Raw genomic sequence first — 15949 nt, 5'->3', positions numbered from 1 at the left:
ATCTAGCTGGATGACCTCGGCTAGGGAGATCTGAGTCCCTATGGAGCGACTCAATTATCCACGCCGAACATCGATCAAACGCCGATGGAGGTATCCGTTTTACGAACGGCTATGCCCCGTCGGCGACTTGTATTCCCAGCTGATAACCATCACTACAGGTGTTTATCCCTGGAGAAATCAAAACGCCAAGTTCCTTCCCGGCAGTGCTCTCCGGCTGATCGATACCGCCCAATTCACCTTGTCCAAGAGGCCCAAGGCTACAACGCTGGAATCGTCGGCAAATGGCATCTGGGATTGGGCTCAGGTGATACCGGTTGGAATAGAAGCGACAGTCCCAGACCTAATCAGATTGGCTTTGACTACAGTTACATCCTGGCTACTTTCCTTTATTATGCCCTTAAGCAGCCACATGTACCGCGCACACCTAATCCGGGATTTGTGGGAAAATCAGGACTTGGACCTAGGGGTGACGTGATTCCGGAGGCCGATTAGCCGATTGGCGAATTCATCAAAAGACTGGAAGAAGAAAGCATTTTAGAAAATACCCTGAGCATCTTCCGAAGTACCAGCGGGCCCGTTCTGAACGACATATAGGGCGAAGATGCGCTTTTGGACAAACTAAAAAATGGCGAGAAAGCCTGGTTTTAGAGCCAAGTGGCCGCACTGCTTTGCGTAAGGAAGACTGGGTGATGATCCCTCCATATCGAGGGAATAGGGTTCTTCAAACCGTCAAAATTGAAACGGGGAATTTGGCACAAAACCAGGTCAAGCTGACCCTTCGACTCAGCTACCGATGACAGATTGATTTTAAGAAACAAAAATTGTGTCAGTCCGAGCACCTTACCGACGAGAGTCGGGAAGTACGAGGACCTTTCGACTCCGCTCAAGGTGACAATACCCCTGCTTTTACATTAAACCACAGTCATTTCCATTTTGTATGTTTGCGGAATATTTAAGACTTAGGGGGACTTTCACACGACTCACTCTTCACTACTTACCTTTTCCAAAATCACCACCACTTTTCCAGATTGAAAACCGATCACAGATCACTGACTACTAACTCCGTCATAATCTTCGCAGACAGTAGCGATAGCGGAATACCTCCTCCCGGATGGACAGATCCTCCGCAGAAGTACAGGTTTTTGATATCGGAAGAGAAGTTGGCATGGCGAAGAAATGCCGCAAATTTGTTGTTGGAACTATTCCCGTACAATGCACCCTGAGCGGAGGATGTTTTCGATTCAATGGTCCTCGGGTCCAGGATTTCTTCCACTTCGATCAGTGGGTCGAGATCGGTTTTTAGTATTCGGTTGATTTTTGCGAGGATATTTTTTCTGGCCTCAGCGATCATTTTGTCCCAATCCTGGCCCTGATTATTTGGGACATTGATCATGGTAAACCAATTCATGCATCCAGCCGGGGCATCGTCTTCTTTGTAGACGGAAGTAATATTGATGTACACTGTGGGATCAGAATAGATGGAGCCTTTATTGAAAATATGATCAAACTCGGCTTTGTAATCCCCAGAAAAAAGAATGTTGTGTAGATCCAGTGCTGGGAAATGCTGCTTTACACCCCAGTAGAAGATCAAGGCTGAACTTGATTTTGGCTGTTCGAGTAGTAACTTGGGTTGCTTTTGCTTGCGCAAAATGGTCTTGTACGCATTGACCATGTCCATGTTATTCACCACGATGTCGGCTCGCAATTCCCCTTCTTTGGTAAGGACACCGACTGCTTTTCCATTTTCTACCAAGATTTCTTCCACCGGCGAGATGAAGTGATAGGTTACCCCCAGCGATTTGGCCAATTTGTAAAGACTCATGGTGATATCGTGCATGCCTTTTTTTGGAAAAAATGCACCGATATTGAATTCCAAATGCGGAATGATATTCAGCGTAGCGGGAGTTTGGTAGGGGTTTGATCCATTGTATGTCGCATACCGATTGAAGAGCTGAATCAATTTTGGGTGTTGAAACTGTTGTTCATTTGCCTTATTCATCGTTGAAAAAATCCCAAGCTTGCCCATTTTGAGGTAGGACTTGAGCGCCTGTGGATTGGTCCACGTCCCAAACTTATGCAAGGAACGGTGCATAAAGAGTGGGGCCAGATGATCGTAGATAAATGCCGATCGTTTCAAGGCTTCCCGAATGTGGGATGCGGGTTCACCTAATTTGGTCTCTACCTCTTCTGCAAAGCGATTGACATCGGACCAAGCCTTCAATTGCTTGCCATCTTCCCAGAAGTAATGACACGCTACATCCAGCTTTAGATATTTAAAATGTTCATCGGGATTTTGGCCAGCTAGTTTAAAAAGTTCCTCCACTTGATCAGGTAGCGTAAAAAGAGAAGGCCCGGCATCAAAACGGTAGCCCTGAATCACCAACTCGGAAAGCTTCCCACCCGGATAAGCGTTTGCTTCGAAAACCTCCACCTGATAGCCTTTGACTGCTAAACGGATGGAGGCTGCAATGCCTGCGATACCGGAACCGATGATTAATGCTTTTTCCTTCATTTGATTAAAATCATCTGAATAAACTGGCGATTTGTTGGTTGAGTTTGCACTTGATTGTAAATATTTTCATTTTTTTTAAAAATTCTTTTCTCGTTTTAACTTTTCCACAACTTGAGGATTTCTGGAAAAATACCGGAAATCTGGGAAAACCTTTTCTAGATGAGTTAACAAAAAATCCCACTTTTTAGATTTGCACAGAAATATTCACCAGAACCATAAGTAAAACTAATATTTTCTATATTATTTAATTTAAAAATCATTTTTTTGTATTCAAAAAAGCTTTTATATTTAATAAAAATCAAACACTATGGGAAATTTAAAACTCAAATTTTTGGGATTGGCTCTGGTAGGGTTAATTCTGGGAGCGTGTAGCCAAACAGGCACGTATGAAACGGCTGACTTGATGAATGAGCAAGCCGCAGCGAACAAGGCGGGATTCAACTTGACTCCTTTTGGTATGGGTGGTGCAAATGCGAGTCTTTCCACTTGTGCAAATTGTGTGGCGGAGCCAGTAGTTCAAAGTTTTACTACGACATCAAACAATAATGACAATTATGCTGATGTAGAAGTGTGGAATGATATGGAGAAGCTTTACATAAAAGTTACCGCCAATTCTTCAAACACTATGGAGGAGATTCAACTATCTTATCCATTTGATTCATCCTTAAGTGGACAGGCTCAAAACTGCAATTATCAAATAGATTATAACAATACTTTTGATAACGGTGGGATACCATTCTCAACCCATACTTTTGAATTTGAACTGGGTGAATTTGAAACTGATTGGAATAAGTGTGATTTAGAATCTTTTGCGCTAAGAGTTGCAGGAATTTCTGGTCAACCAGTATTTCTTCAAGGGCAGAATGATACAGTTAGCGGAACATACACACAAGGGCAAAACACCTTACCATTTACATGCGATAACGTCCCTACTGCTGTAAGCTATGCATTGCATGAAATTTGCTCTGGTTGCGATGAAGAGACTTTCTCTTATGAAGCTATTGTAGCAGGTACTGATCTCGTAAAGGTTGTTTTTACCTATGATGCTGCAGAGCCACTTGAAGATGCTGTGGTTAACTTTACTTTCCCGCAAATTTTGGATGTAAGCGAAGAGGGTGTTTATACAGCTCCTGATGGAAAACAATATATTGTAAATAACGATGGAAATAATACAGTCTTAACTTGGACTGGAGACATCGGATGTACGGATGCGGAAGCAATCTCCTTTGAATTTGAAGTTATGGCAGATTGTAATGCCAGTGGAAAAGCTCAAATTTGGACTGATACAAAAGTAAATGGTGAATCTGTGAAAAATGATAATACACTAAATATCAGATTTTATTGTTCTGACCAATCCATAGAAGAAACTAACGAGGAAGACTAATTAAAATAAAATACTTTCCAAATCCTCCGAGCACTCTCGGGGGATTTTTTTGCATATTAAGTAAAAGTCCATTTTTCCTAACAGACGATTATTCTGTTTTGTCACTCAACCCCTCAAGTAATTCTTCCCGTTTCTTCTGAGCCCTGCTGCCATGAGCAAACCTAATCGGCGTATAGAGGAAGTAAGCAAAACCGGATACAGGACCCGCAAACGGACTTTTGATAAAACTACAGCCAGTAAAACCGAAAAGGCAAGAACATCGGATAAAGGCAACAAAGTTAGGCCGATGCTTTACGAATTTTGCTGCTGCATGCATAACTTTTAGCAACAGAATTGCGATCAAGGCAGTCCAGATCTGGATAATGACTGCATTTTTCGAGATTCCGATGAAGGTTTTGATATGCAGTAATTGTTTGATGTCCCAAAAGAATTCCTCAATCTCCCATCGTGATTTGTAAAGATCGCCGAGGATCGGAGCAGCCCACTTGTGTTGTTGGTGAACAGCTCGATGGTTTGCTGGTTTTGATCATCCTTACAGCCACCCTTTTGAGCTTTCGGTGATACTTCATTTTGGACTGCGTGCTGGTCAGTTCGATTTTTTCGTCTTTGAGGATGAGTTGGGCAGTATTTTCTGGCAGTTCTCGTTCTTTGACGGTGCTGAAAGCTAGGTTGTCTTTGTGACGGATCACGAAGAGTGAGGATTCAATCATCCAGAGGTCGTCTTTCACCCTTGAATGAAAGGTTAGCACCACTATTTGCTAAAACAAACACTGTCAATTACTGACAGAAACTCAAAAAAAACCCAGTACAGGGTATTTTTCAGACCATTTTTTACCGTAAACTAGCTAAGAATTTTTCCAGAGGTCAAGATGTGACAAGTAGTGTCACTAGGTGTTTAAAGGAATGAAGAATTCTTAGATTTGAACATTAAGCTTTTGAAAATGAGATTTAAACTAACCCTAGAGCGAGCCGACCAGCGGCGATTCATCCCGATAAACTATCAGTATGAGCTCTCTTCGGCCATTTACAGGGTGATTGAACGGGGAAATGAGGATTTCTCCGCCTTTCTCCATGACGAAGGGTACCGATTGGGCAATAAGCCGTTTCGCCTTTTCACTTTTTCCAGGGTATTTTTGGATAAACAGCGCGTGCATATCAATCAGGGCAGAATCGAGCACCTCGGCACAAGAGCGGAGCTTTGGGTATCATTTTTAATAGATCGGGCAGCGGAAGAATTTATTAAAGGGCTGTTTTTGGGTCAACAGTTTTTCCTCGGGGATCAGATTTCGGGAGTAAACTATCAGGTATCTAAAATTGAGGCCACTGCTCCGGTCTATTTCCAACGAAACATGTACTACCGCTGCCTGTCTCCCATCCTAATCAAGGAAAAGCGAGCAGCCGGTGGAGCAAACTACCTGGACCCAAGCCATCCTAAGTATGGTGAGTTGCTGGTTCAAAATCTGATTTCCAAATGGGCAGCACAAGCCATAGCGGGAGTGGAACAGAAAGGTGAATCCTTTCAAGATCTTGATTATCGATTTGAACCGGTAGGGAAAATCTATAAAAACGGAGTGGTGATCAAGCAGATGACTCCGCAAGAGAGCAAGCTGATCGGCTACAGTTTCGAATTTATTCTAGAGGGCCCTGAGGAACTTCATGAAATCGGCTATTACTCCGGCTTCGGGCATTTGAACAGTCAGGGGTTTGGGTGTGTGGAAGTGAAAATTAAAAAGCTATGATTAAAGAACTGATAAATTTTACGGAAAATCTAGATGAGGAATTTAAAAATTTAGGTTCTTCCCCTAAAGAAGGATTACATATCCTGATGAAGTACCAAACTGATGAATCTGGTGTGACATCAATGGATACCACGAATTATTTTTATGAGTTTTTCTCAAAAAAGCTAAAATCGGATGTTTCTGATTTTCTAAAAAATTGCAAATTGTTGCATCAGAATGCTTGGTGTATCGATACCTATAAATGTTTCGACCTTCCAACAAAAGCAATTCATACCTGCTCCCCTTTTGCGGTGGCTTTTAAAAGGGAACATTTAGAGGGTGGAGCCAAGTTTAGTGAGAATCAAAGCAAAAAGAAGAAGCAGATTTATGAACGCTTCAATGATTATTTTACAAAGGCATTCTTGCTTTTCAAAGAAGAAGAGGAGCAAGAAAAGTATGTTATCTTCAAGCACTTTTTTACGAATAATACTTTTTCAAGTGTCCTTAAAAAGATTGAGGAGGAACGAAAAATCGTATTCGACTCACTAACAGAAAAAATAGAGACTTTAAAACATCTATTTAAGGAAGAGAAAGAAAAAATCGCTAAAGAATCTTTAAAAAACCAACTAGCGGATTACGAACAAGCGCTCCTAAGGGTCAAACCTTTAGAGGATAGCAACTACATCCTTTTTTATCTGGATCTACCTGTAGCGCAGTACAAGGAAGTGCATAAAAAGTATTTAGATGACAAGCTTTTTAACACTGATAAATACAATACCGAACCCAATGGAGAAGGCTTAATATTCGGTACCAATAACTTTATGAACGGCTTTAATGGGAACATGCCTTTTTTAATGCACCAGACTGCCAGTTTTGACATCACCGGTAGAATTTCAAATCAGGATGCAAAACTGCTGAACGATCTGAAGAATATGTTCCCGAATAAAACGCTGCCCAATCCACTGCCTATATTTATCTATAAGGATGAGTTGCAAAACAAAGTCATTGGTCTTTTCAGAGAAAGTGACTTCAAACTAGGATACAAAGAAATTGTAGAAAAACTAATTACCGACAATGAAGTAGACTTGTCGAATTATTACCTGTTGTTCTGGCAAAATACGATGGATGGGATTGTCTTTAAAGATTTTGATTATGTGTCCAAATTTGAATATAAGATCAGGGATCTCACCATCCATAACCTATTTGAAATAAAGGAAAAAGGTGGTAAAGCGGACAAGCATTATCCTTTGATCAAGAATATTTTTGACTTAGAACTACAAGTATTAAAGCCCTTCATTCAAAACAGGTACCATCGGCTAGATTTCTTCGGTGACCTGAATAAGGAAGATTATGCTAAACTTGACTTGACCTTTTCTTCCTTTTCCAAATACCGCAAAGCCGTCTATGATTTTGTGTGCAAATCACAGCGAAGCAGTATTGATGGTCATGCTTTTTATGAAATGGTTTTCAATAGCATATTGGATGATGTGAAGAACCACAATGATTATGGAATCAAGGAAAAGCTCAATATATGGTACAGCCTTTACGACTATTTTAATCCTAAAAAAACTATAGATATGGTCAATAAATTAAAAGAATACCAAGACTTCGTCCGAGCACTTATAGACGAACAAGAACCAACTGGTATTACGGATGAGAAATTTGCTTTTGCAGCAGGGCAAGTCATTGAGTACATATTAAGCAAAAGTAAATCAGCTGACAACAGCTTCAATCTGCTTGAACCGTACTTGCAGCAATCGAAATGTGCGGAATTCAAAAAGGCGATTGCTAATGATTTCGGTCGCTATAAACATGAAAACTTCTCTAAAAACTTTGAGAAAGTAGCAGCTTTCGTATTGAGCTACGAAACAGACGCCAATTTAAAACATCTCCTACCTCAAATTCTATCTGGGGCATTTGCCAAAAATCAATTATTCAGTTCTAATTCTTCAAAATAACAATCATGACAACATTCAACAATCGTGTTTACGGAGCCGCAATTATTAAATCGATCAACTCCAATTACAATGCAGACTTTTCCGGTCAACCTCGTAAACTGCCTAATGGGACGGTCTATGCAACAGATAAAGCCTTGAAATATTCCATACGCAACTTTTGGAAAGACGCCCTAGCCGAAAAAGTGTTCTATTTCAAATCGCTCAGCGAAGAAATGTCTCCGCGCACTTTGGATGAAACATATAATCTCCATTTTGGAGAATTTAAATCGAATGATAAAACCAAGCTTCGATTAGAAGTATTAGGGAATATTTTAAAATGTTTAGACGTCAAACTTTTTGGTGGAACCTATGCCGGTAAAACCAACATTTCCATCCATGGCACTTGTCAGATAACCCATGGCCTAAATAAGTTTACAGAAAACGTGATTTATTCTGAACAAATTATGTCACCTTTTAGAAATTCCAATGATAAAAGTGCGGATAGCACCATGACGACTTTAGGTTCTCAATCACGTTTGCAAGAAGGTCATTATGTGCATCACTTTTCGGTAAACCCTAAAAATATTGAAGAAGATGTAACACGTGTGGGAGTTGAAGGCCTGACAGATGCAGATATTGCCAAATTGAAGGAGGGCTTACGCAAAGGCGCTACCTATTATGACTCTGCCGCAAAAGCAGGCACAGAAAACGAGTTGTTACTTTGGGTGCAGCTGAAAGCTGACTCTAAGTTAGTACTGCCTTCTTTTGTGAGCTTAATTGAGGTTAACGAAGGCAAAGAAATTGATCTATCGAAAGTGTCATCTTTATTAGCAGAGGCTCATGTGAAAAGTGAAATTGAAAAAATTGAAATCTATTATAACAAAGCCAATACAAAAGTATTAAGCGAACCTGCTGGGGCGGTATTCACGGAGCTTTGACAAACACTGCTGCTATGAAACTGATATCATTTGATGTGAAGGCCGATTTTGCTTTTTTCCGAAAGCCTGAAACCAATAACACGATCAATCTATCGTACAACATCATCCACAAGCCTGCTATTTTAGGTTTTTTGGGAGCTGTCTTGGGATTGGCCGGTTATCGGGAGAAAGATAAGCTGCCTGCTTATTACGAAAAGCTGAAAGGTGTAAAGGTTGGAGTAGAACCCTTGCAGCATGAAAAAGGAAATTATGCAAAAACGAATATTAAGTATACGAATACGATAGGATATGCCAATAAAGGCACCAATTTCTTAACAGAAGAACTGACCTTAATTAATCCCGCTTATCGTATTTATCTGCTATTGGATGAAAGTGACGCTTTGCACGATCAACTTCTGGCATCTCTAAAAAAAGGGGACTCGGTTTTTGTACCCTATTTGGGGAAAAATGAATTCACGGCATGGTGGGAACCGAGCAGCTATAAAGAACATAGGTTTTCAGATATAACAATTAGGGCAGGTGAAAGCGTGAAAATTGTAACTGTATTTCAAAAAGAGATACAGCTGAAAGATCAGCTAGAAGCCCCGTTTCCGGATTTTTCTAAACCCTTCAATTTTGAGGAGTCACCTTTTGTTTATTTTGAACGGTTGCCTAAACAGTTTGACGAAGTACTGATGCAGTACGAACTGGTAGAATTTGCCTATTCGACCTACCAGATCAAAAATGCGCAGCTCTTGGAAAATCTATATTTTCTGGATGATTTAGATGCTTATGCCCAATTATCTTAAATCATCAAATGAGATAGTCCGTGAGTTGCCTGCGTTGTCGGATTTTCTGATAGATGCAGAAGCTTATTTTGCACACTTGCCCAGGTCTGCTATGACATTTCCGAAAGAAACCTTGGAAGAGCATGTCAGGCTGGTGAATACGTGTGCATTGCGATTAATTGAAGTACATTGTCTCGATGAAGTCATCAACAAACTTGTTGCTGACTACGACAAGGGCGGTGATGAACGAACGTCTAATTATCTCAAGAAGCTATTTATCCACACCATTGTTTTTCATGATTTTGGCAAGATCAACGAGCATTTCCAGCTTGATAAAATGAAGAACGATTTATTTAAAGGTGCTCTTCCGGGCAATAACCCGATAGGATCAACACATTCCGCATTGAGTGCCTATATCTATTTGACCAAGCACCTGCACGAAATATTCTTTGAATACAACGGGAATCCACGTTTGATCACCGCCTGTATTTATTTGTCTTATTCGATATTCAAACACCACAGCAGTCGCTTTACAGATGACACGCTGAGTACGACCAATTTTGATACGTTTCAAGCCAAATATAAGTTTGAGGAGGTCTCTCAATTTCTATCCAATTACTTGAACCGTTTTGGATATCAAATCAATCCCAATATCCTGGGCATGATAGGCAAAAACGATTGGCTAAAATCAAATCTGAGGCTGGTCGAGCATAACTCTTTTTCACTCTATGCACTTTGCAGGCTCAATTTTTCACTTCTCACCGCCTCCGACTATCTAGCAACCCATGCATACATGAACCAAGCTCCTATTAAAGAATTTGGAGTACTGTCAGAAAACCGGATAAATGAAATTTATACGCATGTCACTGGGTCGGAATGGATTAACGAAACTGAGGGAGAACGAAACTACAACAAAGCGGTATTTGAGAAGGTAGACCACTATCACTTGCAACATCCAATAGTAGCAAATGGAGATAATCTGAACTTGCTGCGAACTGAAATGGCTATTGAAGTCATTCGGAATATCCGAGCCAATAAGAACCAAAACCTATTCTATATTGAAGCACCTACGGGAGGTGGAAAAACAAATTTGTCAGCGTTGGCTGCTTTAGAATTGCTTAAATTGCACCACGGCAAATATAATAAGGTCTTTTACGTATTTCCTTTTACTACGTTGATTACGCAAACGTATAAAGCGTTAAAAGACACCTTGTTTTTGGCTGATCATGAAATGGTGGAGTTGCATTCCAACGCAGGAATGAAAGTGATGAGGAATGAGGAAGATGATGCCTATGGCAGTGATAAACTGAATTATATCCACCACCTCTTTGTCAACTATCCGTTCGCATTTTTATCGCATATCCGATTCTTCGATATACTGAAAACGAACGAAAAGGAAATCAATTATCTGCTGCACCGTTTGGCCAACGCTATCGTAGTTATCGATGAGCTGCAATCGTATAATCCGGAGCATTGGGATAAAGTCATCTATTTCATCAAGCAGTATGCCGACAAGTTCAATATTAAGTTTATTCTAATGTCGGCCACACTACCCAAATTGGACAGACTCCATGTCATTAAAAATCAGGTGCAGGAGTTCACCTACCTATTGCCAACTGCAAAAAAAAGGTATTTCAACAACCCCAATTTTGCAGGCCGGGTTAATTTCAATTTTGAGCTATTTGACCGTGATGATTTACAACTTCAGGAAATTGCAGAAAGACTGCTTTTGGAGTCTGAAAATTATGTCGGCAAAGATTTTGGAAGGGCGAAACCATTCGGCAGTGTGTATGCCATCATTGAATTTATATTTAAGAAAACGGCTACGGAGTTTTACAAATTGATAAAGAAATCGGATTTTTTCGATGAAGTCTTGCTCCTGTCTGGAACCATATTGCCGCACCGCCGGAAGGAAATCATCAACTACCTGAAAAATAAAAATAACCGCCAAAAGAAAATACTTTTGGTGACGACTCAGGTAGTGGAGGCCGGCGTAGATATCGATATGGATTTGGGCTTTAAAGACCGCTCCCTGATCGATAGCGATGAGCAATTGGCAGGTAGGATCAATCGGAATGTCAATAAGGAGGATTGCTCCTTGTTTCTCTTTAACTATAATAAGGAGGCCATCATCTATGGAAAAGATAAAAGACTTGAACTGACACGTAGATTTATCACCCGGGATACCTATCAGGAAATCTTGTGTAACAAGGATTTTGACAAGCTCTACGATCTCGTGCTGAATAATAGAAATGAATGGAACAATAAAGAGATGGTGGTTGGCTTCCAGGATTATGAGCATAAAATCAAACAGTTAAAATACCAATCCGTTCATGAACAGTTTAAACTAATTGACCAGAACAACCTTTCTTGCTTTGTGCCCATTGCTGTCCCCATTACGGTTGATAGTAGTATCGAAGGACAGGTTGATGTTGTTTTTACCTCGGCAGAAGTAGATTTTTTAAACCAACATGAAGTCTATCCCAATGCAAACAGTGAAATTGAGGGTGCTGAGGTTTTTGACATTTATTTGGCTCTAATCCATAACAGTAAAGAACGTAAAAAGGAAGATTTCGCAAGAAGCAAAACGGACGACAAAATATTGCAGGGCATTATGTCCAGGTATGTGTTCTCTTTGTTTGCTACAGATAAAGTAGAACAGCAGATTGTCTTGTTTTCGGATATGGAGAAAAGTGTATTTGGCTACAAATACCTAGCACGCTGGTATGAATTCTATGCTGTAGATACAGGAATGCGTGATTCTGATTTCAACAGTAACGAAACCCAATTTTTATGACCAAGCAGTTTACACAGATTGTCTTGCTTATTCAAGAGGCGCGAGGTAAAGCCATTAGCGCTGTTAATACCGAGCTGATCAATGTGTACTGGAAAGTAGGAGCCTATATTTCCCTGCAGCTCCAGCAGGCTGTCTGGGGGGAAAAAACCGTAACGGAACTGGCTGCTTATATCAAAAAGAGCCATCCGGAGATAAAAGGATTTGAGCGGAGGGGGCTTTACCGGATGAAGCAATTTTATGAAACCTACGCCGGAACAGCAGTTGTGTCATCAATGACGGTACAAATGCAAACAGCTGGAAATGAAAGTGATAAAATTGTGTCATCACTGATGACACAATTAGATTTATCCCGGCAAAGAGACTGTCTGCTGACCAAAATCAGCTGGACACACCACCTTGTCATTATGTCCCGCTGTGCATCCAATGAAGAACGGCTATTCTATATCGAACGCGCAATAAAGGAAGCATACAGCGTCCGGGAACTCGAACGACAGATTAATAGCGGCATATATGAACGCTCTTTATCGGGCATACAAGTGTCGCCGGCCCTGAAGGCAAAGCAATCCGAAATTGCTGGCATCTTCAAGGACAACTACGTATTTGAATTTCTAAATATAAATGACCCAATAAAGGAAAGTGAACTACAGCAGGCACTGATAAGCCAGATGAAAGCATTTGTGCTGGAGCTGGGCAGAGATTTCCTGTTTGTAAGTGAAGAATTTAAGCTACAGGTTGGGAAAAGCGACTTCTTTATCGATCTGCTGTTCTACCACCGCGGACTGCAATGTCTGGTCGCATTTGAGCTCAAAGCCGATAAATTTCGGCCTGAGCATCTCGGTCAGCTGAATTTTTATCTTGAAGCGCTCGACAGGGACGTAAAGAAGAAACATGAAAATCCCAGCATCGGGATATTACTCTGTAAAGGTAAAGATGCGGAAGTGGTGGAGTATGCATTAAGCAGGAATCTATCTCCGGCCATGGTCGCCGAATATACCATGCATCTGCCTGATAAGGCCTTATTACAGAAAAAACTGCATTCAATTTTTGAAGACAATCTAGAACTGTGACCATCAACGCCACACTTATCAACCTCTACCATGTATGCAAGCGCCAAACCTGGCTTCATGCCAACGGCATCCGAATGGAGCATACTTCCGATATAGTCGCTGAAGGAAAACTAATCGGAGAAACGAGCTACCAAGACCGATCGGCCAAATACACCGAACTGGAAATCGATGGGGTGAAAATCGACTTCTATGATCCAAAAACCAGAACCATCCACGAAGTCAAAAAGTCCGATAAGGTAGAAACCGCCCATATTGCACAGGTGAAATACTACCTATACATCCTCCGGAAAAACGGAATCGAGGATCCTCAGGCCATTCTGGAATATCCCCGACTCCGACAGCGGGAATCGGTCTTTTGGGAGGAAGGTGATGATGAAAAAATCCAAGATTGGATCAGCGAAATCCAATCTCTTACCAGCCAAGACTCCTGTCCTCCCCTAGAAAGAAAGCCGATTTGTAAAAAATGCAGCTATTTTGATTTTTGTTACTCCGGAGAATTGGAGGAAAAAGTAACTTGAGGCCATCTAACATTTCAAGACTTAAATTCACAATACAATGATTTTACAACTGAAAATTCAACTTAAAGGAATCACCAAACCACCCGTATGGCGAAGACTCAAGATTCCGGGTCAACTTACATTTCAACAACTTCATCAAGTTATTCAGGCTGCTTTTGGTTGGCATGGCTATCACCTATTTCAGTTCTCCCCGGAAGGATTTGGGTCTTATCCTCAAATTGGCATAGCTGATGAAGACTGGTCCGATGAAGAATTGGAAGATGCAAAAACCACGCTGGTAAGCCAGTATCTAACGGTCAAAGGCGAGAAGTTTTGTTACATCTATGATTTTGGAGATGACTGGATTCATCAAATAACAGTAGAAGAGGTATTGAATGAGGCACAAATTGGGCCCTTGCTGATGGGTGGAAAAGGTGCATGCCCACCCGAAGACTGTGGTGGGGTCTGGGGATATGAAGAATTGAAATCGATCCTAGAAAACCCCAAACACCCGGATCATAAAGACACGAAAAAATGGCTGGGTCTAAAACCCAGAGATCAGTGGGACGCAAATGGGTTTGACTTGGAAGAAACTAAATATGCTGTGACATTTTCACTTTAATCGGCCAGGCAATCATTTAATCTTCGGAAGATCTTTTATCCTTTCCCAAATGAATCCCCATGAAAAAAACCTATTATCTCTTCAATCCAGGGAGATTGAGCCGCAAAGACAATACGCTGAAGTTTATTCCAGTGGATGAAAACGGAAGAGAAGGGCAGCCCAAGTTTATTCCAGTTGAAGGTGTTTCCGACTTATACTGTTTTGGCTCCCTGGACGCCAATTCTGCCCTGTTCAATTTCCTGGGAAAGGCGGGGATCAGCGTACATTTTTTTGATTATTACGAACATTACACCGGTAGCTTTCAACCCAAGGAATACCTTCTGGCCGGCAAAATGCAGATCCAACAAACCAGGCATTACCTCGACCTTGAAAAGCGTCTCAAGATTGCTAAAAAGTTTATCGAAGGAAGTGCCTTCAACATCATCAAAAACCTCCGCTATTACCACAACCGGGATAAAGATCTAGCGTCCCAACTGGTCAAAATAGAACAGCTAAATGGAAAAATAGCCAGTACCAAAGCCGTCCCGGAATTGATGGGAATCGAAGGGAATATCCGTCAAACTTATTACAGTGGCTTTGACACTATTATTAACGACCACGCCATGGAAGGTCGAAGTATGCGGCCTCCACTGAATGAAGTAAATGCTCTAGTCAGCTTTGGCAACATGCTGTGCTATACGCAATGTCTGGATCAAATCTACCATACCCAGCTCAATCCGACGATCAGTTTTTTGCACGAACCCGGGTACCGAAGGTATTCCCTTGCTCTGGATATCGCAGAGATATTCAAGCCGATATTGGTGGATCGGGTGATTTTTAGGGTATTGAATAAAAAAGAAATTCAATCCAAGGACTTTGATATTCAGGTAAACCGGGTCATTCTCAAGGAATCCGGAAAGCGAACCTTTATCAAGGCATTTGAAGAACGATTATCCGAGACGATTGCACACAGGACTTTGAAAAAACAGGTTTCATACAAGCATTTGGTAAAGCTGGAATGCTATAAACTCAGTAAGCATCTACTGGAAATGGAGAGCTATCAACCTTTTAAAATATGGTGGTAAGATGTATGTGATTTTGGTTTATGATATTGGAGAGCGGAGAGTCACTAAGATGTTGAAGCTTTGCAGGCAATACCTCAATTGGATTCAGAACTCCGTTTTTGAGGGAGAAATTACGGAGGTAAAACTGAAGGAGCTCCTTTCTGTGGCAAAAAAAATCATGAAAGAAGAGGAAGACAGTGTCATTATTTTTAAAAGCCGGGACGAGAAATGGCTGGAGAAGGAAATTATAGGAATAGAAAAAAACAGTCTGGATACTATTATTTAGGCATTTTGGTTGTCGAATGCGGCAAAATGAGCCAATAGCAGACTTGGATGAGGACCAATTCTTCTGATAAAGCTTAAGTTTGGCTTTTCCAAATAGTTGTCGATGTCCGGATAAAATCGGGTTACCAAAGATCGACAACTTGAGCCCCGGTTTTTTTAAAAATAAAGTGCTCAAATATGGTTTTTAGGCTTATTTTTGAGCGAGGTCTGTCGGCCTTCAATCGCACCTTACTGGAATTGAAATAATTCCAGCCTGAATTTAACGACAAAATCCAAAAAACCTTCAATCGCACCTTACTGGAATTGAAATAGCAAAAGGTAAATTATTTTTAAAAATATATTTAACCCTTCAATCGCACCTTACTGGAATTGAAATTTGAGT

Annotated in this window: 15 protein-coding genes; 12 read left to right on the top strand and 3 right to left on the bottom strand. The window is 40.9% G+C overall.

Annotation, left to right across the window (positions count from 1 at the left end; translation table 11 throughout):
* Nucleotides 1-40 precede the first annotated feature (40 nt).
* Nucleotides 41-475, top strand: coding sequence for a hypothetical protein (locus C4S61_RS18895; protein ID WP_146064443.1), 435 nt, complete (start codon nucleotides 41-43; stop codon nucleotides 473-475).
* Nucleotides 476-1039: 564 nt separating this feature from the next.
* Here the strand turns inward: C4S61_RS18895 and crtD are convergent.
* On the bottom strand, nucleotides 1040-2512 hold the full coding sequence (crtD, locus tag C4S61_RS18890) for a 1-hydroxycarotenoid 3,4-desaturase CrtD (RefSeq protein ID WP_103926353.1): 1473 nt from the start codon (nucleotides 2510-2512) through the stop codon (nucleotides 1040-1042).
* Nucleotides 2513-2819: 307 nt separating this feature from the next.
* Here crtD and C4S61_RS18885 point away from each other — a divergent pair, with 307 nt between their 5' ends.
* Nucleotides 2820-3896, top strand: coding sequence for a hypothetical protein (locus tag C4S61_RS18885; RefSeq protein WP_103926352.1), 1077 nt, complete (start codon nucleotides 2820-2822; stop codon nucleotides 3894-3896).
* An 88-nt stretch (nucleotides 3897-3984) separates the two neighbouring features.
* Here C4S61_RS18885 and C4S61_RS22695 read toward each other — a convergent pair whose 3' ends face one another.
* Entirely contained in the window at nucleotides 3985-4335 is a 351-nt protein-coding gene (locus tag C4S61_RS22695; RefSeq protein WP_407640582.1) for a hypothetical protein, read from the bottom strand.
* On the bottom strand, nucleotides 4331-4624 hold the full coding sequence (locus tag C4S61_RS22385; protein WP_235010112.1) for a hypothetical protein: 294 nt from the start codon (nucleotides 4622-4624) through the stop codon (nucleotides 4331-4333). Before C4S61_RS22385 ends, C4S61_RS22695 begins: the two co-directional genes overlap by 5 nt.
* Before the next feature lie 213 nt (nucleotides 4625-4837).
* Between C4S61_RS22385 and cas6 the strand changes: the two genes are divergently transcribed.
* From cas6 to cas2, 10 genes are read left to right on the top strand one after another with little or no spacing between them, the layout of a single operon-like run.
* Nucleotides 4838-5635 carry a CRISPR-associated endoribonuclease Cas6 gene (gene cas6 / locus C4S61_RS18875; RefSeq protein ID WP_103926351.1) on the top strand — a complete coding sequence of 266 codons (798 nt, stop codon included), beginning with the start codon at nucleotides 4838-4840 and terminating at the stop codon, nucleotides 5633-5635.
* The gene (locus C4S61_RS18870; protein ID WP_103926350.1) at nucleotides 5632-7572 is read left to right on the top strand and encodes a hypothetical protein; all 1941 of its coding nucleotides are present in this window, start codon (nucleotides 5632-5634) and stop codon (nucleotides 7570-7572) included. The genes cas6 and C4S61_RS18870 overlap by 4 nt, the downstream gene beginning before the upstream one ends.
* A 5-nt stretch (nucleotides 7573-7577) precedes the next feature.
* Nucleotides 7578-8489 carry a type I CRISPR-associated protein Cas7 gene (locus tag C4S61_RS18865; RefSeq protein ID WP_235010111.1) on the top strand — a complete coding sequence of 304 codons (912 nt, stop codon included), beginning with the start codon at nucleotides 7578-7580 and terminating at the stop codon, nucleotides 8487-8489.
* Nucleotides 8490-8503: 14 nt separating this feature from the next.
* Nucleotides 8504-9277, top strand: a complete 774-nt coding sequence (gene cas5b, locus C4S61_RS18860; protein ID WP_103926348.1) for a type I-B CRISPR-associated protein Cas5b — start codon at nucleotides 8504-8506, stop codon at nucleotides 9275-9277.
* A complete protein-coding gene (gene cas3 / locus C4S61_RS18855) occupies nucleotides 9261-12053 on the top strand; it encodes a CRISPR-associated helicase Cas3' (protein WP_160111275.1) in 2793 nt (930 codons plus the stop codon). Before cas5b ends, cas3 begins: the two co-directional genes overlap by 17 nt.
* Entirely contained in the window at nucleotides 12050-13120 is a 1071-nt protein-coding gene (locus C4S61_RS18850; protein ID WP_103926346.1) for a PDDEXK nuclease domain-containing protein, read from the top strand. Before cas3 ends, C4S61_RS18850 begins: the two co-directional genes overlap by 4 nt.
* Nucleotides 13117-13638, top strand: coding sequence for a CRISPR-associated protein Cas4 (gene cas4 / locus C4S61_RS18845; RefSeq protein WP_103926345.1), 522 nt, complete (start codon nucleotides 13117-13119; stop codon nucleotides 13636-13638). Before C4S61_RS18850 ends, cas4 begins: the two co-directional genes overlap by 4 nt.
* Before the next feature lie 37 nt (nucleotides 13639-13675).
* Nucleotides 13676-14239 (top strand): plasmid pRiA4b ORF-3 family protein, encoded by a 564-nt coding sequence (locus C4S61_RS18840; protein WP_103926344.1) that lies wholly within the window; start codon nucleotides 13676-13678, stop codon nucleotides 14237-14239.
* A 59-nt stretch (nucleotides 14240-14298) separates the two neighbouring features.
* Nucleotides 14299-15303 carry a type I-B CRISPR-associated endonuclease Cas1b gene (gene cas1b / locus C4S61_RS18835; RefSeq protein ID WP_103926343.1) on the top strand — a complete coding sequence of 335 codons (1005 nt, stop codon included), beginning with the start codon at nucleotides 14299-14301 and terminating at the stop codon, nucleotides 15301-15303.
* Nucleotide 15304: 1 nt separating this feature from the next.
* Nucleotides 15305-15568: a CRISPR-associated endonuclease Cas2 gene (cas2, locus tag C4S61_RS18830; RefSeq protein ID WP_103926342.1), complete on the top strand. Its 264-nt coding sequence runs from the start codon at nucleotides 15305-15307 to the stop codon at nucleotides 15566-15568.
* Nucleotides 15569-15949 lie beyond the last annotated feature (381 nt).

The sequence above is a fragment of the Algoriphagus boritolerans DSM 17298 = JCM 18970 genome (genome assembly GCF_900108085.1).
GTDB classification, from domain to species: domain Bacteria; phylum Bacteroidota; class Bacteroidia; order Cytophagales; family Cyclobacteriaceae; genus Algoriphagus; species Algoriphagus boritolerans.
This window is presented reverse-complemented; position numbering and strand designations above follow the sequence as displayed.